Source organism: Pseudomonas sp. MDT2-39-1, assembly GCF_054898085.1.
The window spans coordinates 3011290-3037625 of record NZ_CM142716.1 but is presented as its reverse complement, the minus strand read 5'-3'; the positions used below and the strand labels follow the sequence as shown (position 1 = coordinate 3037625).

Below are 26336 nucleotides of genomic sequence, written 5' to 3'. Positions count from 1 at the left end.
GAAATTTAAAAAGGAAGTTATATGTCTTTCAATGAAGTGATGCTCCGTGTTCTGCCCCCGGTTGATGGCCACCAGCCTCATATAACGGGTGTCTATGGCGAGCAACGTGCGAGTGGCCCTCATGGAGGGACAGACTTTAATTATATTGGTGGCCAAAATGGCATCAATTTGCAGAATCCAAAAGTTTATGCGCCAATTGCAGGCACAGTCACATTTACTGGTGGGAACTATGGCACGATAAAAATAAAAGATGCGGACGGCAACAGTCATGAGATTTTGCATACAAGCAGTCACATGGTAAGTCAGGGAGCAACCGTTGCTGCAGGTGACGAGATCGGAACAATGGGGGGGAAAGGGCCGAATGGTGTGACCCAATATCCACGTCATGTCCATTATCAAATGAAGGGTCCCAATGGGAACCTCATTAGCCCTGAAGTGTGGTGGAGCCAACAGGAAGCAGCCGCAAGTCCTGCTGCGGCTCCGGCCTCTTCACCTAATGAAGGGCCTTCACCACTCATGAACTTTCAATACCCATTCCGAAGGGCTGATGGTAAGCAGTTCACTGATGCAGAAGATGTTTACAAAGCGCTTGAGAGCGAAAAATCAGGGCATTACCTATTGGGTAGCAATAGATTCTGGCATGGCGGCATTCACATCAGCGATGCAAGTGCCCCACAATGCGTCCTAAATGAGCCGATACGCTGCATGGCCGATGGCGAAGTCGTTGCTTATCGCCTGAATGAGGATTATCTGGAATCGACCTTCGGAGACAACGAGATAAAACTGAAGTACTCCAACTCCTTCTGCCTAGTGCGCCATGAATATAAGTCGGCGCCAAACCCGGAAGAAGGGCCGAATAAAGGTAAGCAAAACAAGCTGAATTTCTACAGTCTGTATATGCATTTGCTACCTTATAAACGCTATCCGCTATCCCCGGATGAAACGCCAAAACCGAAGGTGACCATGAAGGTCGGGGATTTCAAGGCTTATGACGAGGCGCCTTTATCGAGCGACATAACCTCTCCCGGTAAAGTGACTAACGGCACCAAGCTTGAAGTCCTAGAGCAGAAGGACGTCAACAACATCACCTACGCTAAAGGCAAAATTCTTTCCGGCAGCGTGAAGGCTGGTTCGCAAAAAGTTCGCGCCGTAGGAACTGAAATTTGGTTCGCCTATTTGAAGGATGGCGAGCCATACAAAAACTCCCAACATCATCGTATTTGGTCGGCAGACGCCATACCAGAACGCGCAAGGCCAAATTACTGGCAAGGAAAGGTTAAAGCTAGGGCGTCAAAACGGCTGCCACTACATCAGAATCCTGCGAATCCAACAAACGGACAGCCTGCCGGTGCACCCGTCGATGGTGGCCTGGAGTTGGCAGTTAATAGTGTTATCGAGTTCAATAGCAAAGAAGTCGTTAACCTTGTGGTTGGCAACAAATTGCGGCGCATGGCCTTATGCACACTGGTGTCTGGCGGCGTATGGCAGCCAACAGGGAATGCACCACCGACATTCTGGACGATCGTCGAAAACGATCCAGCAAGTCAGTATGTGCAGTGGGAGACGGTGACTCCTACGGACTTTGATAACGTTGTATCAACCAGTACTGGCATCAAGGCTGGCGATCCGATTGGATACCTGGGGCAGACGGATAATCTCACTAGCGAGCAAGGAGCGTCGGACAGCAAGTTTCAGGTTCACGTCGAAATATTCACCGCCGAGTCGGAAGTGAAAGATTTCCTCAAAAACCTCGCTGGCCTTAAAACAGGTAAGCAGTACCTTCAATTGCCGACCGGAACAGAGCTCAAGAAAGTAGCCCCGGCGACCGGCACGACTCCGCTAAAGCTTGACCACGCCGTCGACGTAGGGAAGGCCCAAGTGATCAAGGTCGGTACAGAAGACTGGTACAGCGTTAGCATCACCGACGACGGTCAACCCGTCAGCGGACTGGTAAAAAAAGCAGGGGCGAAAATCATCACCCAGCACGACTGGGAAAAACTGGGGTTCCAGATTGTTGAAGAAACAAACGCTACGGCGGATGGTTTCCTTGATCCCCAAGACATGCCGCAGTTCTTCAAAGATTTGTTCGCCAAAATTGACACAAACCACGACGGTCAAGTCGATTCGGCGGAGCTCGCGAATGCGTTAAAAAATGCTGAAACGCGTTCACGGTGGTCGAAGCTGATCGCTCATCATCCGACCGAGTGGAAGGACAAAGCGGACTCTGCAAAGTGGAGCAAGCTGGATCAGCTATTGGAAACCTCCCCGAAGACGTTGAAGCACGAAAAAGAGCGTATTACCAAGTATGTTTTTTGGGATGAGCTCGCGGGAAAGGCGGCTATCAGTTCTAGCTTGATTTGGCATTTTCATCCGATAGCGTTGCTTGATAATTTCATGAGTCAATCCGTATACATCGATGTAGAGCGATTCGTTGCAATGTATGCCGAACAGCACGCGTCTTTCCAAGCTGAATCTCCCGCACTTTCAGCAAAATCGAAGGATAATCTCAGGGAAATTGTAAAAAATATAAATATATACGTTGATAAAAATAGAGAAATGCTGACGATATATGAATTGTCATATATGTTCGCAACGGCTAGGCATGAAGCATATAACTACACTATTGCCGAGTACTTTAGCGCTGCCCCGGAGATCGGGCCGGTTAGTTATTTCGACAAATATGATCCCGTTCTTGCAACTAGTGCTGCGCATAGGGAGAGAGCGGTAGGTAATGGAAACACCGTCCAGGGTGACGGTTTTAAATACCGCGGACGTGGCTTGGTGCATTTGACATGGAAAAACAACTATCAGAAAGCCAAAGATTATTTCGGGATAGATTTTGTTGGAAGTCCTGAAGAGGCCGCTGGGTTTAAAAATTCAGTACCCATTATGATTTGGGGCATGAAAGAGGGCATTTTTACCAATCAAAAATTGGGCACCTATGTAAATAACACCACCAAAGATTATCAAGGCGCTCGTAAAGTTATCAACGGTTCTGATCAGAAAGTTCTGATCGCGAGTTATGCCACTAAATTTGAAGCTATTTTGAGAGCTACATCCGTAGCGCCGGAGACTCGATAAGAATGAAAAAGAAAAACCTGTTTGCGTTGTTGTTCATTGGCCTCTCGTTTACCGTATCTGCTGCTGAAAAAGCAAAAGTCCCTGCGGGCGATGTTTATGAAGTAGATAAAGCGACTCAGAGCCTGAAAGTTAGCTGGTCGGGCGGAAGCAAAACTATTGAAGGTGTCATTGGTGATAAAGGAGAAGTTACCAGGGACTTCGTTGACTTTAATGGCGCTAAAGCTTTGCACTATGAAAACCTGGCGTCAAGCACCCCGTTTGAAGCGTACTTTACACTGAGTAGGCAAGGAGACAATGTCGTTGTCGATTGCATATATGCAAATATTCGTAATGACAGAAACGGTGTTCTCATCAACAAAGCTGTTTGTGACCTTAACAGACCGCTCGTCGAGGATTATGAGGAGTCGATTTATGAGTTCTCTGACGAGTGGAAGAATGCTGCGGGAAAAGTTTCAATAGAGTCTTTGACTAAGACTCCAGCGGTGGCTTTGAATGTGGATGAGGCTCAGTACAAGGACATCCATTTGGTGAGAACCTATAAATCTCAGGACGATTTGGTGTCTAAATCTCCATCAGTTGCTGTTACGCAAGGCAGCATCCGTCATCAGTTCAACTCTGGCACAATATTTTCTGTATATAAGGCGAGTGATTTGAAGTCTCCTCAGTATTTAGAAGTGGCGGCGAAGGGAATTGAAAAAGCGTTTACACGCTATGATCATGAAGGTTTGAAAGCTTTGTTGAAATAACCTTGATATTAGATAGAAAAGGGGCGCCTATTTTTTTTGGTGAGTGATGTTCAGCAAAAATAAATTCACCCCCTTTCCTTTACTCAACGCGATTTTATATCGCGCTAATTTCGTAAAATGGACAGATTTATTTATGAGGTAGTTAGCTATCGATAAATAAATCCTTGCTCTTTTCACCTCATGCTGTTGTTTTATCCCTGGTATTTCACCCGATTAAATTGAGGATTGAAGACAGTGAATCGCTTTTTCTTGTGCTTTGTTAGCGCGTTAGCGTGCTATGTCACTCTGCCGCTTTCGTCTGCGCTCGCTACTCCGCAGGTTATCAAGAGGATTCCGGTCAATTTAATGAGTGATGCATCACGTCAAAATGTGTTTGTGCTGACCGGTGATACCGATGAGGCTTATCGCCGCCTGCTGATCGCGCCTGAGCAAGGGGCCAGTGACGACATTTTGCTGGATACTTCCAACGCTTTACCGTTAATCAAAAGCCGATATTCAGCGGCCATGAGTGAAGGTTTCAGCGTCAACGTGATCAACAGTCCGGCGGGCGTGCTTACGGTTGTCGATGTGCAAGGGGAGCCCGTATCAGTCAAGCAGTCTTCCGCTGAAGCTGGGGACGCGCTTGTGCTTGTCAGTAACGAAGAAGATAACGGCGTTTACAACTTCAATCTGGTGTTTCGCTACAACAAAAACTCAAAACAGTTTGAGCTGAGGAGCGTGGCGCAGGTAACCAACAACGAGTCCTGTGATCGCTCGGTAGTCAGTGTTGAGGAAGTACCGATAAGCATGATCGGTGAAGCCTCGTTGAGGTCTTTCGATGGGCGCAAGGTGTTTGAGCAGTTGCATGACCTTCACGTTAAGCGACCCGCCGAGGGCTACAAAAAACTGATGATGTCGGATATCGCGTACCAGTTCGACCAGGCGCTGGCGCTGTATCGAAGAGGGGAGACTGAGGCCGTTTCGAGGGTTATGGCGAATTTTTTGATGGATGGCGGCGAAGGCCATTGCTATCCGTACAGCTACATCGCGCAGAAGTATGACTTCGCTCAATCGCCAGGCTGGTCTAACGACGTCGGTTTTCTATTGGGTGAGTCCGGCTATTACGATGAGTCCATTGTGTTGTTGAGCGCGGTTATTGCCAGAAACCCCGGCAGAACAGTGACCTATCTGAACCTCGCGGATAGTTACTGGGGCGTGAAAGATAAAGTGCGGGCGGCGCAGGCTTACAAGCGGTATGCCTCGTTGATGACCGGCGCGGGCAAGGGATCGAAGATTCCTGATCGAGTGGCTGAGCGCAGTAAAGGAGCGGTGGACTAATGGGCGGGCAGGCTGTGACGAATAAAAAATTGGAGCTTCGCAGTAGCGTGGAGGCCCAGCAATGAGCACAACACTTAAGAGGCTTGTAATCGCGTTGACGGGCATCGTTTGGGCGGCGTCGATGATCTCGGCGAAAGCCCAGGAAACCTGCAAACCCGACAGTTTCGCCAATCCCGATTTGATCATTTGCGGTCAGCAAAGCCTCGAGAGAGTCGATGCCGTGTTGAATGACCAATACAAGAAAGTCCTGGTCAGCTTGTCTCCCGCAGACAAGAAGCAACTGACCAATGTGCAAAGAAAGTGGGTGCGTTTCAAGGAAACGTATTGTGAGGATATCTATCAGTCCGCTTTGCCGGGAGCGGAGGCGCCCATCGAGAGGCTTGCGTGTTTGGCGCGTGCAACCAATGCCCGGTTGGGTGAGCTCATTTATCTACAGACAGGGCTGCCGAATGATGGCTTTTACAAAGCGGCATCGCTGATGGCAGGGCAGGATCGCGAAAACGGCTTGAAGGCCTCGATCAATCTGCTGGGAGGGGTTGAGTTCGACGATCCGGTTTGGAAGCAATATGCGGACGGGCAATGCGACATGAATTTCCGTCTGTTTCGTGAAGACCTCGCCTATTGCGCTGTACGGATGCGCTTTCAGTTACCCATGAACCGCTAAAGGAATGACCGGTTTGAAATCTTTGTCTTCGTTTTTTTTAGCTCTGCTTATCCTCTGTCCGCTGGCGGCCCGCAGTGAGATCACAACACAGGTTTCTTGTTTCCGTTCGCTGGAAGGCAAAAACATCAATTTCGAATTCAGAACCTATTACGACTCGGTCACTAAATGGAGCGGCGCGGGGGTGAGGTATAGCAAGTTGTCGTGGTCAACTAATTCCGGACACCTCGATAGGTGATTTCGACGCCATCTCCCGTTCGTAAACGGTCGGTGGCAGATACCCGAGTTTCGAGTGCAGCCGCTCGTTGTTGTAAAACCCAACGATGTATTCAGTAATGTCACGTATCGCTTCGGCGTGGTTGGCGTAATCGCGCCGCCATACCCGCTCCATTTTCAAGCTCAGGAAGAAGCGCTCCATCACTGAGTTGTCCCAGCAGTTACCTTTACGGCTCATGCTTTGCTGCATGTCATTTCTTGCCAGCAGAGATCTGTAGCTCGCGCTCGCGTACTGGCTGCCACGATCCGAGTGCGCGATCAGGCCCGGTGGCGGTTGACGCTGAGCAACCGCCAACTGCATTGCACTGCACACCAGCTCAGCCGGCATGTTCGGGGCCATGGACCAGCCCACTATCTTGCGTGAGAACAAGTCCAGCACCACGGCCAGGTACAACCAGCCGCTACGGGTCCGGATGTAGGTAATGTCTGCCACCCAGGCCTTGTTCGCTGCCTCGGGTTCAAATTGGCGATTCAGCACATTCTCGGCAATCGGCAGGTTGTGTTTGCTATCGGTCGTGTGCACAAACTTACGCTTCCAGGCCGAACGCAGGCCATTGGTACGCATCAAGCGGCGGATCTTATAAAGGCCTATTTCTATGCCCTTGGCGCGTAAAGCTTTACGCAACGGGCGACTGCCATAGCAGCCGCCACTCTTGGCAAACGACGCCTTGAGCTGAACCGTGATCGGACAAACCGATGCCGGAACTTCAGCGCGCTTGTTGGCCTCGTAGAAACCGGATCGACTAATACCCAGTAGCCGACAGACATGCGCCACCGAATAAGCCTTCTGTTGCAGCTGCCGAACCAATCGGTACGTTACTTCAGCTCGCGGGCAAAGAAGGCAGTAGCTTTTTTTAATACATCGTTATCCATCTTGAGCTGGCGGTTTTCTTGCTCCAACTGCCGAATACGCTGCTGCTCGGACGTCAGCGGTTTGCCCATCCCGGCCTGTCCCAACTGCTCGGCCTCGTACTGCTGTACCCAGCGCCGAACGGCCGTATCACCGATATTAAGATCACGACAAACCTGTGAAACGCTCAGGCCCTGATCCTTGATCATCTTCACGACTTCCAGCTTGAAGCTGTCGTCGAATGTTCTGCGTTTGTCGGTCATGAAAAACTCCTCGATAGATGCATTTTCCACCTATCGAGGTGTCCGGGGAAATTAGACCACTACAAGTCGAAGAAGGCCATTTCTCTCGTCTATCGGAACACTGAGGAGGAAGTCATGACGGAGGGCGGGCCTTATCAGTTCACGACGACTTGGGTGGAGGTTTCTGACGGTGTGGTGACGGGGGAGTATGAAAGGGCGACTCAGGGGGCTCGGGTAAACTCGATGTACTACTCGAATTACAAATCCGGTAAGAAGTATTCGTTTGATCAAGATATCAGCATGGAGGCGTCACCAGAGACAGGCTGTCAGTGGTGAGTTGAGATCATCAAGAAAGGGGACTCAACGTCCCCTTTTATTCCAGTGGCTCCGCTACACCTTCGCCCGATGCTCCGCCGGATTCGGCGAATCGATGTGATCCAGCGCTCGCTCCACCAACAACCGAACCCCATCCGCCAATCTGCTAAGCGCCAAGGCCAAAGAGCGTCGTGCACCGTCCACGTCGTCGGCCAGGTTGGCGGCGATGGCGCTGATGGATAGCAGGTCTTCCGAGGCGTTGGCCAGGAGGGCTTCGGTGTCGATGTCGGGGGAGACGGCGAAGAGGTTGCCTTTGCGAGGCTTGGGTTTATCGCCGGGTGGTGGGGCGAAATGGTGGTCGAGGGCGCGTTCGGCGGCTTCGTGGAGTTTCTTCGAATCGAGGGATTCGTAGGGGGAGGTGGCTTCGTTTTCTGGTGGATTGGGTGTTGGCTTGATCATATGAGTAGTACCGATATTAGGAGCTAATCACCGTTTCGCTTGCGCTTCGAATGAGGTGGCAGCTGTGTATAGGTGTGCAAGACCGGAATCGGCAAACCGGCAGACCCGAAGGCCTCCCACACACAGCCGCCATAACAATTCGCGAGCATAAGAAAACGCTCGATGAATAGCCATAACCGATTGTGTGCCGATCCCGGACTTGCACGTCCGTGTCACCGATTTTGCGGCGACGAACAAAGCCTATCGACGAAACCCAAGACTGCCTAGTTCACGAACAGCACCACGTATTGAAGGAAATATCCGAGGGAGTCGAGTGTAGAAAGATCAAAATCTTCACGCTTTTAAACAACCTCGTTTCGTCAATGACTTGGTAGTCATCAGCGTCAAAAACCACGGCATCTTCTTCTATCGCTGCACAACAGTGGCGTTCTCGCTTGAAGCCGCTACACTGCGCCGGCCGTTCACTTTTCTCTTGAGGCTGTGCGCATGAAATTTCGTTTTCTTCTGTGGATGCTGGGTTTGTTGATGGGTAAGGCCAGTCGGACTAATCCTGCGTTTCAGCAGCAGTTGGGTGACAAGGAATTGGTGTTTCAGCTACAGACCCTGGACGGGAAAGTGGCGCGGCATTTCTTTGTGAAGGATCAGCGCATTACCAGCAAGTCGGGCGTGTATGCCGAGCCGGCGTTTGCGATTGCGTTCAAGGATGCGGCGTATGGCTTTGCCACGATGCAGGCGAAGAACAAGCAGTTGGCGTTTATGACGGGGATTCAGGACAAGTCGATTCAGATCAAGGGGAACCCGGCGTTGGTGATCTGGTTTCAGGGGTTGACCAAGTATTTGAAGCCTAGGAAGGCGAAGGCTAAAGCCAAGGTATGAAGTCTTTCAGATAGACCGGGTTGGATTCATCGCGAGCAGGCTCGCTCCCACAGGGTTTAGGTGATCCCCTGTGAAACCTCTTCAGCCATCCGACTCAGGAGGCACGCAGGCGTCGAGTGGCTGGGCCCGGTAGGTCTTGTAGATCTGCTGGACTTGCGGGTTGTCCAGGTTCTCGTAGGTGATGTCTTCCTTGTCCAGGCCATCCAGGCCTCTGATTCCACCGATTGTCTCTGGCCACTCGTCACGACTGGATATATCGATTACGAACGGGTTGAGGTAGCTATCTAGATGCCTCTCGCGAGGTTCTCGGATCTCGTCGCTGAGTGCCCTCAGGTAGTCGTCCTTGCTTGTCCTTGACCAGTCGATGGCGAACCCGGCTCGATAACAGAGCTCCATGAAGACTAATAGAATCGTGCGCCCGTTGCCGTCCAGGAAGGGGTGGGCGAAAGCCAGCTGACCCATCACCCCGCCGGGATGGTCTCTGAAGCGCTTCTTGTCAGCTGCTAGCTTGAGCGCATAGTCGACAGACATTTTGATGGAGTCCGGGCGCTCGAAGACGGTGCTGCGGGGATCGTCGAGCGAGCCCTTGAAGACTGCCAGGTGAGGGACAAGCTCGTTCCGGTCTTTGCCTGCCCAGTGATAGAAACCGGAGAACAGGATTTCGTGAACGTTGAGTACAGCCTTGTAATCGATTGGTTTTTTTTTGGCCAAATAGGCAAGCGCATCTTCGATGCTCAATTCGAACGAAAGATGCTCTGACTCTTTTACTTCAGTGGGATCTTTCAGTTGCAGCGAGTTTTGAAGATATCCAGCCGTTTCGAAGTCGCCGAACGGATCGAAAGTCATGCGCTACGTTTCTGTGCGCGCCTTTCCTGAAGATAGCGCCCTTGGAGCGCCAAGATTTCAGACTTGCTCAGAACGCCCTTTCTCTTGAGATTGACGAGCAATTGCTCGATGCCATCCAACTCGACGACATCGCCAGCCAAACGGGTAATGCTCACGGCCATACGGCTCATGCCGTCACGTCCAGCAGTGACCTTGTTTTCTTTCGCAAGCTTACGGACTTGGCTTGCAACACTGACAGCAGCTGTTTGGGTCATCGGAAAGCCCTCTATTTGCTGTCAAATCATAGCAGGGCGCCTGCTTATTGTCCTCGCTGGCTCATAGCCAACCATCAGGTGAAAGGCGTGCCTTCCATACCGCCGATTGCGCGCAAGGATGCGGCGTATGGCTTTGCCACGATGCAGGCGAAGAACAAGCAGTTGGCGTTTATGACGGGGATTCAGGACAAGTCGATTCAGATCAAGGGCAATCCGGCGCTGGTGATCTGGTTTCAGGGGTTGACCAAGTATTTGAAGCCGCGGAAGGCCAAAGCTAAGGCAAAGGCTTGAGTCGAGTGACTGACTTTGTGGCGAGGGAGCTTGCTCCCGCTGGGCTGCGAAGCGGCCCTAAAGCTTGAGACCTCGGTTGTATCTGAAACATCGCGTTGGCTGGATTGCGACTGCTGCGCAGTCGAGCGGGAGCAAGCTCCCTCGCCACAGGGGTGTGGTGATTCAGAGATAGCGAGTTGGATTCATCGCGAGCAGGCTCGCTCCCACAAGGGGTTGTGGTGATTCAGGTGGATCGGCGGGGGATTCTTCGCGGGCAAGCCTGCTCCCACAGGGATTGCGTAAATCCTGTGGGGGTGGGCTTGCCCGTCGTGCTTTAGGCCTGACTGAATTGCGAAGCCAGTTCCCGCAGCAGCACCTCAGCCTCAAGCACTTTGCTGACGACGTCGTTGGCCTTGTCGCGGGTCAGGCCTACGCGTTCCAGCAAGGCATCAGGGATGTCCTCGTCCGGGCCGGAGCCGATGCCGCGTCCACGCAGCAATCGCACAGCCAGGCACACGAGGTTCGGGTATTCAGCGTAGGCACCGTCATAGCTCGGATCGTGCTGAAAGCGCAGCGCGGTGGCGAGTTCGTCGGGCATGTCCCAGTAGCGCATCAGCCAGGAGCCGATCTGTTCGCGGCTGATGCCGAGCAGGTGTTGCTCGACGTAGCTGTGGCATAGGTGCGGGTTGACTTCCAAATGGCGGCAGATCAGCGAGAAGTGCGGCGGGAAGACGTGGGCCAGCAGCAGGTAACCGAAGTTGTGCAGCAGGCCGGCGAGGTAGGTCAGGCCGGCTTCCGGGCGCTGGGCGCGGGGCATGGCGCGGGTCAGGCCTTCGATGACGGCGGCGGTGTAGATCGATTGCTGCCAGTACGGCGTGGTGTGTTGCGGATGGTCTTTGGGCAGGCTCAGGGTTTTGCCCAGGGCCAGGCCCAGCGCGAGGTTGATCACGAGGTCGAAACCCAGCACGCGCACAATCGCGTCTTCCACTGAACGAATCTTGCCCGGCGAGGCGTAGTACGGTGACGCGGCCCAGCTGACGACTTGGGCGGCCAGCGCCGGGTCGGTTTCGACCACGCCGGTGATGTCGTCGATGGTGGCGTTGGGGTCGACGCGCAGTTTGATGATTTTCTGCGCGGTCTCGGCCAGCGGCGGAATCTCGATGGTCGCTTCCAGGCGTTGCTGGATGCGTCGCGCGGTGAACGCCTGGACGGCCTGGGTGATTTCCTCGCGGTCATCGTCGGGGCGGTCGAGGTTCGGGCGGATACTGGTCAGGTTCTCGCCGAAATTGGCGGCGCTGGCCTTGGTCAGCATGGTCTTGAAGTCTTCGCTGGTGATTTCCAGCAGCAGGCCCGGCTCGCCCGAGTTGATCAGCAACTTCGGTACGCGCAGCAGGCTTTCTTCGTAGAGGCACGGCGAACTGGTCAGCGCCGGCAGGCCTGGCAGCAGGCTAAGGTTGTGTTTGCCGAGCATTTTTACCAAACGCTCGGTGGGCACGGCGGTGAGGCGGCGACCGGTTAATTCGGCGAGGCGATTGAGGTCCAGCAACTGGCTTTGCGGGAACAGCACCATCAGGGCACCGACCGCGTCGTCCACCAGAACCGCCTGCACTTTGCGCGAGGCGTTGAGGCCGTGGTGGTCGAGTACTTCTTCGTAGGCAATGCCCAATTTGCCCAGCAGCAGCCGAATAACAGACGGAGCGTGCAGGGTGTCGGGGGCGAGGGCAGCTTCTGTCATGGTCTGTATCCGAATTCAAACAATTGCGGGAGTATAACCAGCTTGTTTAAAAGCATCGTCCACAAACTGCGACGGTGCTCACACTTGGCCGTATTGCTGCCCATGGCGCAGCCAGCGGTCAAGCAGCGGGCTGACATGGTCCGGCCAGCGCTCCAGCAAGGCTTGGGCGGCGTCACGCACGGCGGGCAACAGGTCGGCATCGCGCATCAGGTCGGCGACCTTGAATTGCAGCAGGCCGGTCTGGCGTGTGCCGAGCATTTCGCCGGGGCCGCGCAGTTCAAGGTCTTTTTCGGCGATGACAAAACCGTCGTTGGTTTCGCGCATGATGCCCAGGCGCTGACGGCCGATCTGCGACAGCGGCGGATGGTAGAGCAGCACGCAATGGCTGGCGGCGCTGCCTCGACCGACGCGGCCGCGTAGCTGGTGCAACTGCGCGAGGCCGAGGCGTTCGGGGTTTTCGATGATCATCAGGCTGGCGTTCGGGACGTCGACGCCGACTTCGATCACGGTGGTGGCGACCAGCAGTTGCAGGTTGCCGGCTTTGAACTCGGCCATGACGGCGGCTTTTTCGGCGGGCTTCATGCGGCCGTGGATCAGGCCGACCTTCAATTCGCCGAGTGCAGCGGTCAAATCTTCGTAAGTGGTTTCGGCGGCCTGACAGGTCAGCTCTTCCGATTCTTCAATCAGCGTGCACACCCAATAGGCTTGGCGCCCTTCGGCACAGGCACCGCGTACGCGTTCGATGACTTCCACGCGCCGTGTATCGGTGACCAATACAGTGTTGACCGGGGTTCGGCCGGGCGGCAGTTCGTCGAGGATCGAGGTGTCGAGGTCGGCGTAGGCGCTCATGGCCAGCGTCCGCGGAATCGGCGTGGCGGTCATGATCAGCTGATGCGGACACATCCGCCCGCCGACGCCTTTCTGCCGCAATGCCAACCGCTGCTGCACACCGAAACGGTGCTGTTCGTCGATGATCGCCAGCGCTAGGTTCTTGAACTGCACTTCGTCCTGGAACAGCGCGTGCGTACCGACCACCATCGGTGCGCCGTTGGCGATCTGCTCCAGCGCCGCCACGCGGTTCTTGCCTTTGAGCTTGCCGGCCAGCCACGCGACTTCGATGCCCAGCGGTTCGAGCCAGCGCTTGAAGGTGATGAAGTGCTGTTCGGCGAGGATTTCGGTGGGCGCCATCAGCGCGACTTGATAACCGGCCTCCAGCGCCTGAAGCGCGGCGAGGGCGGCGACCACGGTTTTGCCCGCGCCGACGTCGCCCTGGATCAGGCGCAGCATCGGTTCGTGCTGGCTTAGGTCGTAGGCGATTTCGTTGCCGACCCGTTGCTGTGCGCCGGTTGGCGTAAAGCCGAGATTGGCCAGGTATTGCGCCGGCAGCCTGGTGGCTTTCGGCATGGCGGGTGCGCGCAAGGAACGCATGCTCTCGCGCAGGCGCTGCTGGGACAGTTGATGAGTCAGCAGTTCTTCGAAGGCCAGACGGTGTTGCGCCCAATGATGACCGAGGGCGAGTTCGTCGACGTCGGCGTCGGCGGGCGGGTGATGCAGGTAGCGGATCGCATCGGCCAGTGGCGCGAGTTGATAGTCCCGGGCCAGTTCGGTCGGCAGCCAGTCGGGCAGGCTGGTCGGGCCGAGCATCGTCAGGGTTTGCATGCACAGTTGGCGCAAACGCTGCTGGGTCAGGCCTTCGGTGAGCGGGTAGACCGGGGTCAGGGTTTCATCCACTGGCGGCGGCTCGTCGCCGGTGATGGCGCGGTATTCCGGGTGATAGATTTCCAGCCCCGACGCACCGGGCCGCGCTTCGCCGTAGCAGCGAATCCGCGTGCCGCGTTTTAGGCCTTCTTTCTGGGCGTTGCTGAAATGGTAGAAGCGCAGGCTGAGCCCGCCAGTGCCGTCCTGCAGACGCACAACGAGACTGCGGCGACGGCCCATGACCACGTCGGCGCCGCTGACGGTGCCTTCGATCACAGCGTCTTGCCCCGGTCGCAAATGGCCGATCGGGACCACGCGAGTGCGGTCCTGATAACGCAGCGGCAGGTGGAACAGCACGTCCTGGAGATTCTCCAGGCCGACCTTGGCCAGTTTCTCGGCCATGGCTTCACCGACACCCTTGAGTGCCGTCACCGACACTTGCGACAACTCGGTCATGGCAGCGACTTAGGCCGCAACCACCGGTGCTTGCGGCTTGGCCACCGAGCACAGGCGAATGGAGTCAGCGAGGATCTCGATCGCTTTCGGACGCGGGAAACTCGCGCGCCAGGCGATGGCCACGGTGCGGAACGGCACCGGTGGCGACAGCGGGCGCACTTCGATAATGCCGGGGGCGTAGTGATGGCTGTCGACTGCCGACAGCGGCAGGATCGAGATACCGAGGCCGGACGCGACCATGTGGCGGATGGTTTCCAGGGAGCTGGATTCCACCGTGGTGTGCTTGGCGCCGTCATTGCCTTTGGCCAGGGTTGGGCAGGCTTCCAGCACTTGATCGCGGAAGCAGTGGCCTTCGCCGAGCAGCAGCAGGCTCTTGTCGTTGAGCAGGCTGGCGTCGATGGATTCTTTTTGCGTCCACGGGTGCTGGGCCGGCATCAGGACGTAGAACGGCTCGTCGTAGAGCTGCAGGGTCAGGACGTCGGCTTCGTTGAACGGCAGGGCGATGATGATCGCGTCGAGCTCGCCGTTGCGCAGTTTGTCGCGCAGCACGTGGGTGAAGTTTTCTTCGATGTACAACGGCATCTGCGGGGCGACCCGGTGCAGTTGTGGAATCAGGTGCGGAAACAGGTACGGGCCGACGGTGTAGATCGCGCCGACTTTCAGCGGGGCAGTCAGCTGGTTCTTGCCAGCCTGGGCCAGTTCGCGAATGCCTTGGGCCTGTTCCAGGACTTTCTGTGCCTGGGCAACGATGCCTTCGCCGACTGGGGTCAGGCGCACGGCACTCTTGCTGCGCTCGAAAATCAGCACACCGAGTTCGTCTTCAAGCTTTTTCACGCCCACCGACAGGGTCGGCTGGCTGACATGGCAACGCTCGGCCGCATGGCCGAAATGCTGCTCTTGGGCGAGGGTAACGATGTAGCGTAATTCTGTAAGAGTCATAGCAAGCGTCCATGAAGTTGCGAGCCAAGCATACCGGCTGCAATCGATAGACGCACGTTATCAGACTGAGTGTGCTGAGTGACACCGGGTAATGCCGTTTTGCCGCAGGCCGATACGCAAAAGGCACCTTTCGGTGCCTTTATGGCTGGGGTCTTCTGGCTGGCAGATAACCCTGTGGGAGCGGGCTTGCTCGCGAAGAGGCCATAACATCCAACATCTTCGTTGTCTGTTGTTCCGCTTTCGCGAGCAAGCCCGCTCCCACATTGGTTCAGTGTTGCTTTTAGCGGCGGCGTTTTTCCAGCGAGTAAAGGAACGGCGCCGTGATTTCGATGGTGCCATTGGTCAGCATGTCGGCCGGCGGCTTGGGCAGCGGTTGGGCGAGGCGGATCATTTCCAGGGTGGCCCGGTCCAGATCGGCAGTGCCTGAACGGCCCACCAGTTCGTACGACAACACATTACCTTCGCCATCAACGATGAAGCGCAGACGGTTGGTGCCTTGCTTGCCCCGATTCTGTGCGCTCGCCGGGTACTTTTTGTACTTGCCCAAGTGCGCAAGCAAAGTGCCTTCCCAACTGGCCTTGGCAGCCTGTTGCGCCGGCGATGGACCCGGTGCCGGTTGCGCGGATTTCTCCGTCGGTGCCTGGGTTGGTTGCGCGTCGCTAGGCTTCTCCTCGGACGGCTTCTCCTTCGGCGGCTCCGGTTTTTTCTCCACAGGCTTGGGCGGTTGAGGCTTCGGCTTGGGCTTGACCGGTTTCGGCACCACGATCTCGGCCTTCGGCACTTCAGCCAGTTTCGGGATCGGCAGTTCTTCCACCGGGGCCGGTGGCTGTGGCGGCGTTATCACCTTCGGCGGTGCCGGCGGTGGCGGGGCGGGAACCGGTGCCAACTCGACCATCATCGCCTGCGGAGGCAGCTCAATGGGTGGGCGCGCGGTCCAGTTCATCGCCAGCGCAATGGCCAGCGCATGGACGCCCAGCACCACGGCCAAGCTCCCGCTGTAACGCGTCAGCTTATGGCGCGTCGTGATCATTTCTTGACTGCCGTCTCGAGCCCGACCAGACCGACCTTCAGGTAACCGGCGGAGCGCAGGTTATCCATCACGCTCATCAGGTCGCCGTAATCCACGCCTTTATCGGCCTGGAAGAAGATCGTCGTGTCTTTCTTGCCTTGGGTCCTGGCGTCGAGGGTGGCGCCGAGTGCTTCGGCCTTCACTTCGTCTTCACCGAGGAACAGGCGCTGGTCAGCCTTGACGCTGAGGAACACCGGTTTCTCCGGCCGCGGCGCCGGTTTGGCGCTGGAAGCCGGCAGGTCGACCTTGATGTCCACGGTGGCCAGCGGAGCCGCCACCATGAAGATGATCAACAGCACCAGCATCACGTCGATGAACGGCGTGACGTTGATTTCGTGGTTCTCGGCCAGATCGTCGTCTGCGCCTTCTTTCAAATGCAAGCCCATGGCTGATTACCCTACTTTGACCATGTGGGGTTGCGCGGAGCGCTCGGTGGTCGGCAGGTGATCGAGGTCACGGCTGACCAGCAGCAGGACTTCGGCCGAGGCATCGGACACTTGCGCTTTGTAACCGGCGATGGAGCGGGCGAAGACGTTGTAGATCACGACCGCAGGAATCGCGGCAACCAGACCCAGCGCGGTAGCCAGCAAGGCTTCGGCGATGCCGGGGGCCACGACGGCGAGGTTGGTGGTCTGGGTCTTGGCGATACCGATGAAGCTGTTCATGATGCCCCACACGGTGCCGAACAGGCCCACGAACGGCGCGGTGGAACCGATGGTAGCGAGCACACCAGTGCCGCTGCTCATGTTGCGACCGCACGCAGCCACCAGACGCTCGAGACGGAAGGCAACACGTTCCTTGATGCCTTCTTTCTCACGGCTGTTGACCGACAAACGCATCTCTTCAAGAGCGTCATGCACCAGCAGGTTGGCGAGGGTGCCTTGCTTGGTCGCGGTCACGCTGGCTTCTTTAAGGGTGGTGGCTTTTTTCAGGTGGACGATTTCGCTGCGCAGACGACGCTTGGCGCCCATCAGCTCGAAGCCCTTGGCGATCCAGATGGTCCAGGTGATGATCGAAGCGATGGCCAGACCGATCATCACGATTTTCACGATGATGTCGGCGTTCTGGTACATGCCCCAAGGCGACAGATCGTGGGCCATGCCCAGGGTGTTGTCGGCTTCGAGGACTTCTGGAACGTCTTTGGCGTCTACTGCCTGGGCCGGGTCGGTTGCAACTGGCGCCACGGCGGGGGCAGCATGATCAGCCGGGGCTGGTGCAGCGGCGGCGGCTGGAGTGGCGGGTGCTTGTGCGTCAGCGAAAGCGGCGGTCGGTGCTAGCATCAGGCTGAGCAGCAGGGCGGCCACTGCGCTCCAGGCGCGAGGTCGTTTGGTTGGCGAAGCGGGGAATTGATTGCGTGTCATGCTGGCCGGACCTGAAAGGAAAAGACGGTAAATGTTCTTCCAGGCCTCGTAAGGCCGAGAACAAAAGTGGCGTGCATTATTGCAAGTAATTCTTGTTAACAGAAGTAATAGAGTATCTTTTTTTCCTTCATTGCTAGCCGCTCGTCCTGTGCCGGCGCTAGTCTGTGCCTTTCTGATGGGAGTTTTCTGATGTCTGCGCCTTCTGTTTTGATCGCCGGTTGTGGTGATGTCGGCAGTCGCCTGGCCACGCAATTGGTAGCCTCCGGGTGGGAGGTCCATGGCCTGAGGCGTGATGTCTCGCGTCTGCCCGAGGGAGTCATTGGCGTCGCTGGCGACTTGTTTAATGAAGACTGCCCGCAGACCTGGCCGGTCGGTGCGGTGGACTACCTGGTGTATTGCGCGGCCGCCACCGATCACGATGAAGCCGGTTACCGGGCAGCCTATGTCCAGGGTTTGAAGCATGTGCTGGAGTGGCTGGACGACTATGGGCAGGTGCCCGATCGCTTGCTGTTCGTTTCCAGCAGCAGCGTCTATGGCCAGCAGAATGGCGAGTGGGTCGACGAGACTTCGCCGGCCCTTGCAGAAGGCTATTCGGGTCGATTGATGCTGGAGGCTGAGCAAGTGGCACTGCAAAGCGGCATCCCGGCGAGCATCGTGCGCTTGACCGGCATTTACGGCCCCGGCCGCGAATGGCTGCTGACTCAGGTACGTCGGGGTTATCGCGTGGCCGTTGACCCGCCGCTGTACGGCAACCGCATTCACGCCGACGACGCGGCGGGGCTTTTGGCTTACCTGCTTGAAGCGGATCGACGCGGTGTGGCCCTGGATGACGTCTATATCGGCGTTGATGATGCACCTGCGCCGCTGGCCGAAGTGGTGGGCTGGTTGCGTGAGTATCTGGGCGTGACCGAGTGGTCTGAAGATGAGAGCGTACGGCGTACGGGCAGCAAGCGGTGCAGCAATGCCCGGGCGAAGGCCTTGGGTTGGGCACCGAAGTACCCAAGCTATCGCGAAGGCTACGCTGCCATCCTCGAAGGCCGCTGCTGACTCCCATACACCCCAAACCAAATGTGGGAGCGGGCTTGCTCGCGAAGGGGTCATAACATTCAACACTTCTGTTGTCTGTCACACCGCTTTCGCGAGCAAGCCCGCTCCCACAGGGTTTCTTCTTTGCTGTTAGAGCCGGGTCACTGCTTTTCCAGCAACCACTTGCGATCACCCGGCGTGAACTGAGGCATTTCATCCGCCTGCGCCGTGTTCACCGCCTGCACAATCTCCAGCTCCTTGCCCTTGCGCGCAAAGATCCAGGTATTGCCCTGGCCGTTCACTTGCAGCCACATATTGTCATTGCCACCGCTCATCGACGCGCAATCGCCCGCCAGGCACAGGGCATAACGATCGGCGCCCGGTAGGCCGGCAACCTGGCCATCAGCCTGGAATTGCACGGTATTGCCTTCGCCCGGACCGCTGACGATTTTCCAGCTGCCGCCCATGTAGGCGGTGTACAGCGCGCGTTCGAAGCTCGCGCCAATCGGTGCGCCATCCGGCACCGGAATCAGCGCACGGTCAAAGACCTGCTCCGGCTCGTTCTCGCTGGCGGCCTGGCTCAGTTGCTTGCCGTCACGCTTCAACTCGCTGGCGGAGCTGCCATAAAAGTCGACTTTCCAGGCCGCGGACTCTTCGCCCAGCAGCTTGCCATCGACATTTTCAAAACCGTTGGTGTAGCGGGCCTGACCGGCCTTGGTGTTGACGTCCCATTCAAGGTTCGGGCCATAAGCCTGGAGCGCTTCGCGCAGGGGGCCGCCTGTGGATGCAGCGTCGATCGCCACCTGATTGATCCAGGTGCCACTGATGTCACGGTCGGCAGGGTTGCTGGCACAACCGCCCAAGAGTAGGGCGACCAGCGAGAGAGCTAGCGCTTGGCGCATGGTGGAATCCTTTCAGAACGAAGACGACGCAGCCTATGAAGGCTGCGCCGGACGCATTACTCGATGACCAGAATGGCATCCATTTCAACCTGCGAACCCTTTGGCAGGGCGGCTACGCCGATGGCGGCGCGGGCAGGGTATGGCTGGTCAAAGTACTTGCCCATGATCTCGTTGACCTTGGCAAAGTGGCTCAGGTCGGTGAGGAAGATGTTCAGTTTGACGATGTCCTTGAACGAACCACCGGCAGCTTCGGCGACGGCTTTGAGGTTCTCGAACACCTGGACGGTCTGGGCTTCGAAGCCTTCAACCAGTTCCATGGTTTTTGGGTCCAGAGGAATTTGACCCGACATGTAAACGGTGTTGCCAGCCTTGATCGCCTGGGAGTAAGTACCGATGGCGGCCGGGGCCTTGTCGCTGGTGATAACTGTTTTGGTCATGAATGACTCCTTGTAATGGGTGGTGGCTTACGCACGCATGCGGGTGATACGAATCACCCCGGTCAGGGCGCGCAGTTTCTTGATTACGCGGGCCAAGTGCACGCGGTCGTGCACGCTGACCACCAGTTGGACCACGCTGATGCGACCATCGCGTTCATCCATGCTGATTTTCTCGATATTGCCGTCGGCCGCGTTGACGCTGCTGGCCAGCAGGGCGATCAGGCCGCGCTGGTGTTCCAGTTCGACGCGCAGCTCGACGTTGAATTCGCCAGTGACATCCTTGGCCCACGAGAGCTGGATGCATTTTTCCGGGTTGTGACGGATTTCGCTGATGTTGCGGCAGTTGTCCAGGTGCACGACCATGCCTTTGCCGGCCGACAAGTGACCGACAATCGGGTCTCCCGGAATCGGTGTGCAGCACTTGGCGTAGCTGAGGACCAGGCCTTCGGTGCCGCGAATTGCCAGCGGGCCTTCCGGACTTGGCAACTGTTCGCCTTCACCGAGCAGGCGGCGCGCGACCACGTAGGCCATGCGATTGCCCAGGCCGATGTCTTCCAGCAAGTCTTCGATCAGTTCGAGACGGTATTCGGCGAGCATCGCCTTGAGGCGGTCGGCCGGTACTTTTTCCAGCGAGCTGTCGAAACCGTTGAGCACCTTGTTCAGCAGGCGTTCGCCGAGGCTGATGGATTCGGAACGGCGTTGCAGTTTCAGCGCGTGGCGGATATGAGTCCGCGCCTTGCCGGTGACCACGAAGTTGAGCCACGCCGGGTTTGGCCGCGCACCGGGAGCGCTGACGATTTCGACTGTGGAGCCGCTTTGCAGCGGTTCGGACAGCGGTGCAAGACGACGATTGATCCGGCAGGCGATGCAGCTGTTGCCCACGTCGGTGTGCACCGCGTAAGCGAAGTCGACCGCCGTGGAGCCCTTGGGCAGCTCCATGATCCGGCCTTTGGGCGTGAACACGTAGACCTCGTCCGGGAACAGGTCGATCTTCACACTCTCGATGAATTCCAGCGAGTTGCCGGCCCGTTGCTGCATTTCCAGCACGCCTTTGACCCACTGGCGAGCACGGGCATGAGTGCCTTTTGGCTGCTCGTCGCCGCTTGATTTGTAAAGCCAATGGGCGGCGATGCCGTTGTTGGCCATCTCTTCCATTTCACGGGTGCGGATCTGGATCTCGATCGGAACACCGTGCATGCCGAACAGCGTGGTATGCAGCGACTGGTAGCCGTTGGCCTTGGGGATCGCGATGTAGTCCTTGAAGCGCCCCGGCAACGGCTTGTACAAATTATGCACAGCACCCAACACGCGGTAGCAGGTATCGACCTTGTCGACGATGATCCGGAACGCATACACGTCCATGATTTCATTGAAGGCCCGACGCTTGCCGCGCATTTTCTTGTAGATGCCGTAGAGGTGTTTCTGACGACCGCTGACTTCGCCCTGGATCTCGTCGATCGCCAGGCAATGGCTCAGCGACTCTTCGATCTTGTTGACGATTTCCTTGCGGTTGCCCCGGGCGCGTTTGACCGCCTGGTTGATCCGTGCGGAGCGCATCGGGTGCATCGCCTTGAAGCCGAGGTCTTCGAATTCTATGCGGATGGCGTGCATGCCCAGCCGGTTGGCAATGGGCGCATAGATTTCCAGGGTTTCCTTGGCGATCCGCCGGCGTTTTTCACCGGACAGGACTTCCAGCGTGCGCATGTTGTGCAGGCGGTCGGCGAGCTTGACCAGGATCACGCGAATGTCGCGGGCCATGGCCATGGCCATTTTCTGGAAGTTTTCGGCCTGGGCTTCAGCTTTGGTCTCGAAGTTCATCTGGGTCAGTTTGCTGACCCCGTCGACCAGTTCGGCCACGGTTTCGCCGAACTGCGCTTGCAGCGCTTCCTTGGCAATACCGGTGTCTTCGATCACGTCATGCAGCATCGCAGCCATCAGGCTCTGATGGTCCATGTGCATTTCGGCAAGAATATTCGCAACCGCGAGTGGGTGCGTGACGTACGCCTCGCCGCTACGGCGGCGTTGGCCATCGTGGGCTTGTTCGGCGTAGAAGTACGCTCGGCGGACCAGATTGACCTGGTCCTTGCCGAGGTAGGTCGATAAGCGATCGGCGAGGGCGTCTATGCTCGGCATGATAAATCCTGCCGTTCGCTGTGACCCCGCGCCGTGCTACGTCGACCAGGCATGGCTTACACGGCCTCGTTGGACTCGTCCTCGAACGCTGCGAACAGCGGTTCGTCTTCGACGATTTCAGCATTGGCGATGAACTCGTAGCTCATCAGGCCTTCAGCGATTTCACGCAAGGCTACAACGGTAGGCTTGTCGTTTTCCCACTGGACCAGTGGCTCTTTGCCGCCGGTGGCCAGTTGACGGGCACGCTTGGTGGACAGCATGACCAGTTCAAAACGGTTTTCCACGTGGTTCAGGCAGTCTTCAACGGTTACGCGGGCCATGGTATTCCTCGGAGCGAATGCAATATGCGCGCTGCCCGGGTGGGCGAGCGGACTCAACAGTTTAAAAAATCACCAGCGATTAGGGAAGCGCTGATTTTTTGACCAAGCCCTTCAACGCGCTGCAAGTGCCAATGTAAAGCCCTTGCAACGGTTTTGGGAAGTGCTGATTAGCCGAGCAATTCAGCCAAAAGTTTTCCGTTACGCTGCTGCTGACGCTTCTGATGCAGCTGATTGGCACGGAAAATCGCCTGCAAATCCTTCAGGGCGTGGGCGAAATCGTCGTTGATGATCAGGTAGTCGTAGTCGACGTAGTGGCTCATTTCGCTGACGGCTTCGCGCATCCGGCCTTCAATGACCTCGTCACTGTCCTGGCCGCGATTGTTCAGGCGCTGATGCAACGCTTGCAACGACGGCGGCAGAATGAAGATCGAGCGGGCCTGGGGCATCAACTTGCGCACTTGCTCGGCGCCCTGCCAGTCGATTTCCAGAATCAGGTCGTGGCCTTCGTCCAGGGTCTGCTGCAAGTGGCTTTGCGAAGTGCCGTAGAGGTTGCCGAACACTTCGGCGCGCTCGAGGAAATCCCCGTGCTCGATCATTTTCACGAACTCGCCGCGTTCGACGAAGTGATAGTTCACGCCGTTCACTTCACCTGGGCGCATGGCGCGGGTGGTGTGGGAGACCGAGACGCGGATCTCCTGGTCAGCGTCGGTCAGGGCCTTGACCAGGCTGCTCTTGCCCGCGCCCGAAGGGGCGGAAATGATGTACAGGGTGCCGGTGCTGTGGGTCATGTCAGGTTTGCCTTACTCAATATTCTGCACTTGTTCGCGCATCTGCTCGATCAACACCTTGAGGTTGACCGCCGCCTGGGTGCTGCGCGGGTCGAAGGCTTTGGAGCCCAGTGTGTTGGCTTCGCGGTTGAGCTCCTGCATCAGGAAGTCCAGGCGCCGACCGGCAGCGCCACCGGATTTGAGCACCCGGCGAACTTCGATGATGTGAGTGCTCAGGCGATCCAGTTCTTCGGCGACGTCGCTCTTTTGCGCGAGCATGACCATTTCCTGCTCCAGTCGCTGCGGGTCCATCTCGGCCTTCATGTCGGCAAAGCGGTCGAGCACTTTCTGGCGCTGAGTGGCGAGCATCTGCGGGACCAGTTCACGCAGGGTCACCACGTCTTCTTCAATGGAGGTCAGGCGATCATTGATCAACCGTGCCAGCTCCGCGCCTTCGCGCTCGCGGCCGGCCTTGAGTTCTTTCAGACCTTCGTTGAACAGCGCCAGTGCTTCGGCATTCAAGGCTTGCGGGTCGGTCGCATCGCCCACCAGCACGCCGGGCCAGGCCAGGACTTCCAGCGGGTTCAGCGCGGCCGGATTCTTGATCAGGCCGGCGATGGTCTCGGCGGCAGCGACCAATTGCGCGGCGCGCTCGCGGTCCACTTGCAGGTGTTTTTCGGTGTTTTCTTCGGTAAAGCGCAGAGTGCATTCGAGCTTGCCCCGGGAGATTCCCTGGCGCAGCGCTTCGCGGATCGCACCTTCGAGGTCGCGAAAGGACTCCGGCAGACGCAAGTGCGGCTCCAGGTAGCGGCTGTTGACCGAGCGCAGTTCCCAGCTAAGGGTGCCTTGGGCGCCGGCTTTTTCGACGCGGGCGAAGGCGGTCATGCTGTGCACCATGGAGTTACCTCGCAATGCAGGTTCATGCGTTACCAAAGGTTTCGCAGGCCTGATCTATATGAATTTAAGCCGAGAGGCAGCAAAGGCGCAGGATTGTAGCGCAATGGGGCGAATGCGCCCAAACAGACGGCGTGACAAAGGGCTGCAGGCCGTCGGTAAAGCGCTATTCAGGGCCTTCAGTCGTCGGGGGATTTTTTTAGAAGTGCCCACTCACGGCCCTGCGGCTCTATAATGCTCCGCAGTTTTCCGTCCCCCGTACAGGTACTCCCTATGAAACGTCCAAGTGGTCGCGCTGCCGATCAGCTCCGCTCGATCCGCATTACCCGCAACTACACCAAACACGCCGAGGGATCTGTACTGGTCGAGTTCGGTGATACCAAAGTCATCTGCACCGTCAGCGTCGAGAACGGCGTGCCGCGTTTCCTTAAAGGTCAGGGCCAAGGCTGGTTGACCGCCGAATACGGCATGCTGCCGCGCGCCACTGGCGAGCGTAACCAGCGCGAAGCGAGCCGCGGCAAGCAAGGTGGCCGTACTCTGGAAATCCAGCGTCTGATCGGTCGTTCCCTGCGTGCTTCGCTGGACATGTCCAAGCTGGGCGACGTCACCCTGTACGTCGACTGCGACGTGATCCAGGCTGACGGTGGCACCCGCACTGCGTCCATCACCGGCGCCATGGTTGCACTGGTCGATGCCTTGAAAGTGATCAAGAAGCGCGGCGGCCTGAAAGGCGGCGACCCACTCAAGCAAATGATCGCTGCCGTTTCTGTGGGCATGTACCAGGGCGAGCCTGTGCTCGACCTCGACTACCTGGAAGACTCGGCTGCCGAGACTGACCTGAACGTGGTGATGACCAGCACTGGCGGCTTCATCGAGGTTCAGGGCACTGCCGAAGGCGCACCGTTCCAGCCGGAAGAGCTGAACGCGATGCTGGAACTGGCGAAGAAAGGCATGACCGAAATCTTCGAACTGCAGAAGGCCGCACTGGCCGACTGATCGGATGTTCCACGCAAGGAGGACACCATGAGTGACGAGCAGCAGCTACTTCCCATCCCGAGCAAAGAAGTTCGGCAGTGGGCAATGTTTTGTCACTTGTCCGCCTTGCTGGGGATCTGGATTCCGTTCGGTACGTTGATCGGCCCGCTGATCCTCTGGCAGATGAAGCGCGAGATGGACCCGTTTGTCGATGCCCAGGGCAAGGAGGCGCTGAACTTTCAGATCACCGTCGCCATTGCTTCTGCCATCTGCTTCCTGCTGATGGTGGTGATAGTCGGTTTCTTCCTGTTGGGGTTGGTGGCGATTGGTGCGCTGGTGCTGACGATCATTGCCGGCGTCAAAGCCAATGAAGGGGTGCCGTATCGGTATCCGTTCACGTGGCGGTTGATTAAATAAACACCGCGTCCCCTGTAGGAGCGAGCGGTGCGGCGATCCGACTTGCCCGCGAAGAGGCCGTCACATCCGGCATAAATGTCGACTGTTAAATCGCTTTCGCGGGCAAGCCTCGCTCCTACAGGGTCGAGTCATTGCCCACAAAAAAGCCGACAGCGATGTCGGCTTTTTTGTATCTGCGAAAAAACGCTTAGATGGTCAGCGTCCAGTCGTAGTCCACGATCAGCGGTGCATGCTGCGAGAACCGTGGCTGACGTGGCAGGCGTGCGCTGCGAACAAAGCGGCGCAGACCCGGCGTCAGCAACTGATAGTCGAAACGCCAACCGAGGTTGAGCATTTCAGCCTGTTCGTTGTCCGGCCACCAACTGTACTGGTCACCTTCACGGCTGACTTCGCGCAGGGCATCGACATAACCCATGTTGCCGACAATCTCGTCCATCCAGGCACGTTCAGGTGCCAGGAATCCCGGGGATTGCTGGCTGTCGCGCCAGTTCTTGATATCCAGCTTCTGTTGCGCCACGTACAACGAGCCACAGTAAATGTACTCGCGACGTTTGCGTCGCTGTTTATCCAGATAACGGGCGAAATCGTCCATTAGCTTGAACTTCTGGTTCAAGTCTTCATCGCCGTTCTGCCCCGAAGGAAGCAGCAAGGTCGCGATGCTGACCTTGTCGAAATCGGCTTGCAGGTAGCGCCCGTAGCGGTCGGCCGTCTCGAAGCCGAGACCGCTGATGACTGCCTTCGGTTGCAGCCGCGAATACAAAGCCACGCCACCTTGGGCGGGAACTTCGGCTTCGCAGGCATAAAGGAAGTAGCCATCCAGTTGGAAGGCTGGATCGTCCAGTTCAAAGGCGGAGGCGCGGGTGTCCTGCAGGCAGATGACGTCGGCATTCTGAGCTTGCAGCCAACTGAGCAAACCTCGCTCCACTGCAGCCTGAATACCATTGACGTTCACACTGATGATCCGCATAAATGGCCCCAAAAATCGCGTGCGTGTATGATACACGGCGTCAACCT

The 26336-nt window shown here is 57.1% G+C and carries 24 protein-coding genes and 1 pseudogene; 9 read left to right on the top strand and 16 right to left on the bottom strand.

Going from position 1 to position 26336, the window contains the following annotated elements; genetic code table 11:
- Positions 1-21: 21 nt before the first annotated feature.
- The 4 genes and pseudogenes from ACYZTM_RS14555 to ACYZTM_RS14540 form a co-directional block, all read left to right on the top strand.
- Positions 22-3081 (top strand): peptidoglycan DD-metalloendopeptidase family protein, encoded by a 3060-nt coding sequence (locus ACYZTM_RS14555; RefSeq protein WP_461989030.1) that lies wholly within the window; start codon positions 22-24, stop codon positions 3079-3081.
- A gap of 2 nt (positions 3082-3083) precedes the next feature.
- Complete coding sequence (locus ACYZTM_RS14550) at positions 3084-3827, top strand: hypothetical protein (protein ID WP_461989029.1); 744 nt, start codon at positions 3084-3086, stop codon at positions 3825-3827.
- A 234-nt stretch (positions 3828-4061) separates the two neighbouring features.
- Positions 4062-5144 carry a hypothetical protein gene (locus tag ACYZTM_RS14545; protein WP_461989028.1) on the top strand — a complete coding sequence of 361 codons (1083 nt, stop codon included), beginning with the start codon at positions 4062-4064 and terminating at the stop codon, positions 5142-5144.
- 61 nt (positions 5145-5205) lie between these two features.
- Positions 5206-5556 (top strand): annotated as a pseudogene (locus ACYZTM_RS14540) (lysozyme inhibitor LprI family protein); the annotation flags it as partial.
- A gap of 457 nt (positions 5557-6013) precedes the next feature.
- On the opposite strand, the gene ACYZTM_RS14535 reads toward ACYZTM_RS14540, so the two are convergent.
- Both ACYZTM_RS14535 and ACYZTM_RS14530 read right to left on the bottom strand, forming a co-directional pair.
- Positions 6014-7194, bottom strand: a protein-coding gene (locus ACYZTM_RS14535) for an IS3 family transposase (protein WP_461983481.1) whose coding sequence is annotated in 2 segments (ribosomal slippage) — positions 6014-6942 and positions 6942-7194 — 1182 coding nt in all. Because the reading frame shifts where the segments join, the coding sequence is not laid out codon by codon here.
- 369 nt (positions 7195-7563) lie between these two features.
- Complete coding sequence (locus ACYZTM_RS14530) at positions 7564-7947, bottom strand: DUF6124 family protein (protein WP_461989027.1); 384 nt, start codon at positions 7945-7947, stop codon at positions 7564-7566.
- 486 nt (positions 7948-8433) lie between these two features.
- On the opposite strand from ACYZTM_RS14530, the gene ACYZTM_RS14525 reads away from it, so the two are divergent.
- On the top strand, positions 8434-8823 hold the full coding sequence (locus ACYZTM_RS14525) for a hypothetical protein (RefSeq protein ID WP_008030620.1): 390 nt from the start codon (positions 8434-8436) through the stop codon (positions 8821-8823).
- A gap of 81 nt (positions 8824-8904) precedes the next feature.
- On the opposite strand, the gene ACYZTM_RS14520 is transcribed toward ACYZTM_RS14525, so the two are convergent.
- Complete coding sequence (locus ACYZTM_RS14520; protein WP_461989026.1) at positions 8905-9669, bottom strand: Fic/DOC family protein; 765 nt, start codon at positions 9667-9669, stop codon at positions 8905-8907.
- 41 nt (positions 9670-9710) lie between these two features.
- On the opposite strand from ACYZTM_RS14520, the gene ACYZTM_RS14515 reads away from it, so the two are divergent.
- Positions 9711-10214 carry a hypothetical protein gene (locus ACYZTM_RS14515; RefSeq protein ID WP_461989025.1) on the top strand — a complete coding sequence of 168 codons (504 nt, stop codon included), beginning with the start codon at positions 9711-9713 and terminating at the stop codon, positions 10212-10214.
- Between the two features lie 313 nt (positions 10215-10527).
- Here the strand turns inward: ACYZTM_RS14515 and ACYZTM_RS14510 are convergent, their stop codons facing one another.
- The 6 genes from ACYZTM_RS14510 to exbB form a co-directional block, all read right to left on the bottom strand.
- On the bottom strand, positions 10528-11928 hold the full coding sequence (locus tag ACYZTM_RS14510) for an aminoacyl-tRNA deacylase and HDOD domain-containing protein (protein WP_461989024.1): 1401 nt from the start codon (positions 11926-11928) through the stop codon (positions 10528-10530).
- A gap of 78 nt (positions 11929-12006) precedes the next feature.
- Positions 12007-14082: an ATP-dependent DNA helicase RecG gene (recG, locus tag ACYZTM_RS14505; protein WP_219094647.1), complete on the bottom strand. Its 2076-nt coding sequence runs from the start codon at positions 14080-14082 to the stop codon at positions 12007-12009.
- 9 nt (positions 14083-14091) lie between these two features.
- Positions 14092-15021, bottom strand: coding sequence for a hydrogen peroxide-inducible genes activator (locus ACYZTM_RS14500; protein WP_131060676.1), 930 nt, complete (start codon positions 15019-15021; stop codon positions 14092-14094).
- A gap of 280 nt (positions 15022-15301) precedes the next feature.
- Positions 15302-16051 (bottom strand): energy transducer TonB family protein, encoded by a 750-nt coding sequence (locus ACYZTM_RS14495; protein WP_131060677.1) that lies wholly within the window; start codon positions 16049-16051, stop codon positions 15302-15304.
- Entirely contained in the window at positions 16048-16476 is a 429-nt protein-coding gene (gene exbD, locus ACYZTM_RS14490) for a TonB system transport protein ExbD (protein ID WP_010465232.1), read from the bottom strand. Before exbD ends, ACYZTM_RS14495 begins: the two co-directional genes overlap by 4 nt.
- 6 nt (positions 16477-16482) lie before the next feature.
- The gene (gene exbB / locus ACYZTM_RS14485) at positions 16483-17451 is read right to left on the bottom strand and encodes a tonB-system energizer ExbB (protein WP_461989023.1); all 969 of its coding nucleotides are present in this window, start codon (positions 17449-17451) and stop codon (positions 16483-16485) included.
- A gap of 189 nt (positions 17452-17640) precedes the next feature.
- On the opposite strand from exbB, the gene ACYZTM_RS14480 reads away from it, so the two are divergent.
- Positions 17641-18498 carry an SDR family oxidoreductase gene (locus ACYZTM_RS14480; protein WP_461989022.1) on the top strand — a complete coding sequence of 286 codons (858 nt, stop codon included), beginning with the start codon at positions 17641-17643 and terminating at the stop codon, positions 18496-18498.
- A 140-nt stretch (positions 18499-18638) separates the two neighbouring features.
- On the opposite strand, the gene ACYZTM_RS14475 is transcribed toward ACYZTM_RS14480, so the two are convergent.
- The 6 genes from ACYZTM_RS14475 to ACYZTM_RS14450 form a co-directional block, all read right to left on the bottom strand.
- Entirely contained in the window at positions 18639-19379 is a 741-nt protein-coding gene (locus tag ACYZTM_RS14475) for a hypothetical protein (RefSeq protein WP_461989021.1), read from the bottom strand.
- 56 nt (positions 19380-19435) lie between these two features.
- Positions 19436-19816 (bottom strand): RidA family protein, encoded by a 381-nt coding sequence (locus tag ACYZTM_RS14470; RefSeq protein ID WP_003229509.1) that lies wholly within the window; start codon positions 19814-19816, stop codon positions 19436-19438.
- Between the two features lie 27 nt (positions 19817-19843).
- Positions 19844-21949 (bottom strand): bifunctional GTP diphosphokinase/guanosine-3',5'-bis pyrophosphate 3'-pyrophosphohydrolase, encoded by a 2106-nt coding sequence (spoT, locus tag ACYZTM_RS14465; RefSeq protein WP_461989020.1) that lies wholly within the window; start codon positions 21947-21949, stop codon positions 19844-19846.
- A gap of 56 nt (positions 21950-22005) precedes the next feature.
- Positions 22006-22269, bottom strand: a complete 264-nt coding sequence (gene rpoZ, locus ACYZTM_RS14460) for a DNA-directed RNA polymerase subunit omega (protein ID WP_007894670.1) — start codon at positions 22267-22269, stop codon at positions 22006-22008.
- A 167-nt stretch (positions 22270-22436) separates the two neighbouring features.
- Complete coding sequence (gene gmk, locus ACYZTM_RS14455; protein WP_010465215.1) at positions 22437-23057, bottom strand: guanylate kinase; 621 nt, start codon at positions 23055-23057, stop codon at positions 22437-22439.
- Positions 23058-23069: 12 nt separating this feature from the next.
- Positions 23070-23933, bottom strand: coding sequence for a YicC/YloC family endoribonuclease (locus ACYZTM_RS14450; RefSeq protein WP_131060683.1), 864 nt, complete (start codon positions 23931-23933; stop codon positions 23070-23072).
- A gap of 270 nt (positions 23934-24203) precedes the next feature.
- Here ACYZTM_RS14450 and rph point away from each other — a divergent pair, with 270 nt between their 5' ends.
- Entirely contained in the window at positions 24204-24926 is a 723-nt protein-coding gene (gene rph / locus ACYZTM_RS14445; protein ID WP_010465211.1) for a ribonuclease PH, read from the top strand.
- Between the two features lie 27 nt (positions 24927-24953).
- Positions 24954-25322 (top strand): DUF4870 domain-containing protein, encoded by a 369-nt coding sequence (locus ACYZTM_RS14440; protein ID WP_266009577.1) that lies wholly within the window; start codon positions 24954-24956, stop codon positions 25320-25322.
- Between the two features lie 187 nt (positions 25323-25509).
- On the opposite strand, the gene ACYZTM_RS14435 is transcribed toward ACYZTM_RS14440, so the two are convergent.
- A complete protein-coding gene (locus tag ACYZTM_RS14435) occupies positions 25510-26289 on the bottom strand; it encodes an exodeoxyribonuclease III (protein WP_007934608.1) in 780 nt (259 codons plus the stop codon).
- Positions 26290-26336 lie beyond the last annotated feature (47 nt).

Excerpts from the sequence above, each read along its gene's own strand:
- ACYZTM_RS14555 (WP_461989030.1), top strand. The coding sequence starts at position 22 with ATGTCTTTCAATGAAGTGATGCTCCGTGTTCTGCCCCCGGTTGATGGC.
- ACYZTM_RS14550 (WP_461989029.1), top strand. The coding sequence starts at position 3,084 with ATGAAAAAGAAAAACCTGTTTGCGTTGTTGTTCATTGGCCTCTCGTTT.
- ACYZTM_RS14530 (WP_461989027.1), bottom strand. The coding sequence starts at position 7,947 with ATGATCAAGCCAACACCCAATCCACCAGAAAACGAAGCCACCTCCCCC.
- ACYZTM_RS14525 (WP_008030620.1), top strand. The coding sequence starts at position 8,434 with ATGAAATTTCGTTTTCTTCTGTGGATGCTGGGTTTGTTGATGGGTAAG.
- ACYZTM_RS14520 (WP_461989026.1), bottom strand. The coding sequence starts at position 9,669 with ATGACTTTCGATCCGTTCGGCGACTTCGAAACGGCTGGATATCTTCAA.
- ACYZTM_RS14510 (WP_461989024.1), bottom strand. The coding sequence starts at position 11,928 with ATGACAGAAGCTGCCCTCGCCCCCGACACCCTGCACGCTCCGTCTGTT.
- recG (WP_219094647.1), bottom strand. The coding sequence starts at position 14,082 with ATGACCGAGTTGTCGCAAGTGTCGGTGACGGCACTCAAGGGTGTCGGT.
- ACYZTM_RS14500 (WP_131060676.1), bottom strand. The coding sequence starts at position 15,021 with ATGACTCTTACAGAATTACGCTACATCGTTACCCTCGCCCAAGAGCAG.
- ACYZTM_RS14495 (WP_131060677.1), bottom strand. The coding sequence starts at position 16,051 with ATGATCACGACGCGCCATAAGCTGACGCGTTACAGCGGGAGCTTGGCC.
- exbD (WP_010465232.1), bottom strand. The coding sequence starts at position 16,476 with ATGGGCTTGCATTTGAAAGAAGGCGCAGACGACGATCTGGCCGAGAAC.
- exbB (WP_461989023.1), bottom strand. The coding sequence starts at position 17,451 with ATGACACGCAATCAATTCCCCGCTTCGCCAACCAAACGACCTCGCGCC.
- ACYZTM_RS14480 (WP_461989022.1), top strand. The coding sequence starts at position 17,641 with ATGTCTGCGCCTTCTGTTTTGATCGCCGGTTGTGGTGATGTCGGCAGT.
- ACYZTM_RS14475 (WP_461989021.1), bottom strand. The coding sequence starts at position 19,379 with ATGCGCCAAGCGCTAGCTCTCTCGCTGGTCGCCCTACTCTTGGGCGGT.
- ACYZTM_RS14470 (WP_003229509.1), bottom strand. The coding sequence starts at position 19,816 with ATGACCAAAACAGTTATCACCAGCGACAAGGCCCCGGCCGCCATCGGT.
- spoT (WP_461989020.1), bottom strand. The coding sequence starts at position 21,949 with ATGCCGAGCATAGACGCCCTCGCCGATCGCTTATCGACCTACCTCGGC.
- rpoZ (WP_007894670.1), bottom strand. The coding sequence starts at position 22,269 with ATGGCCCGCGTAACCGTTGAAGACTGCCTGAACCACGTGGAAAACCGT.
- gmk (WP_010465215.1), bottom strand. The coding sequence starts at position 23,057 with ATGACCCACAGCACCGGCACCCTGTACATCATTTCCGCCCCTTCGGGC.
- ACYZTM_RS14450 (WP_131060683.1), bottom strand. The coding sequence starts at position 23,933 with ATGGTGCACAGCATGACCGCCTTCGCCCGCGTCGAAAAAGCCGGCGCC.
- rph (WP_010465211.1), top strand. The coding sequence starts at position 24,204 with ATGAAACGTCCAAGTGGTCGCGCTGCCGATCAGCTCCGCTCGATCCGC.
- ACYZTM_RS14440 (WP_266009577.1), top strand. The coding sequence starts at position 24,954 with ATGAGTGACGAGCAGCAGCTACTTCCCATCCCGAGCAAAGAAGTTCGG.
- ACYZTM_RS14435 (WP_007934608.1), bottom strand. The coding sequence starts at position 26,289 with ATGCGGATCATCAGTGTGAACGTCAATGGTATTCAGGCTGCAGTGGAG.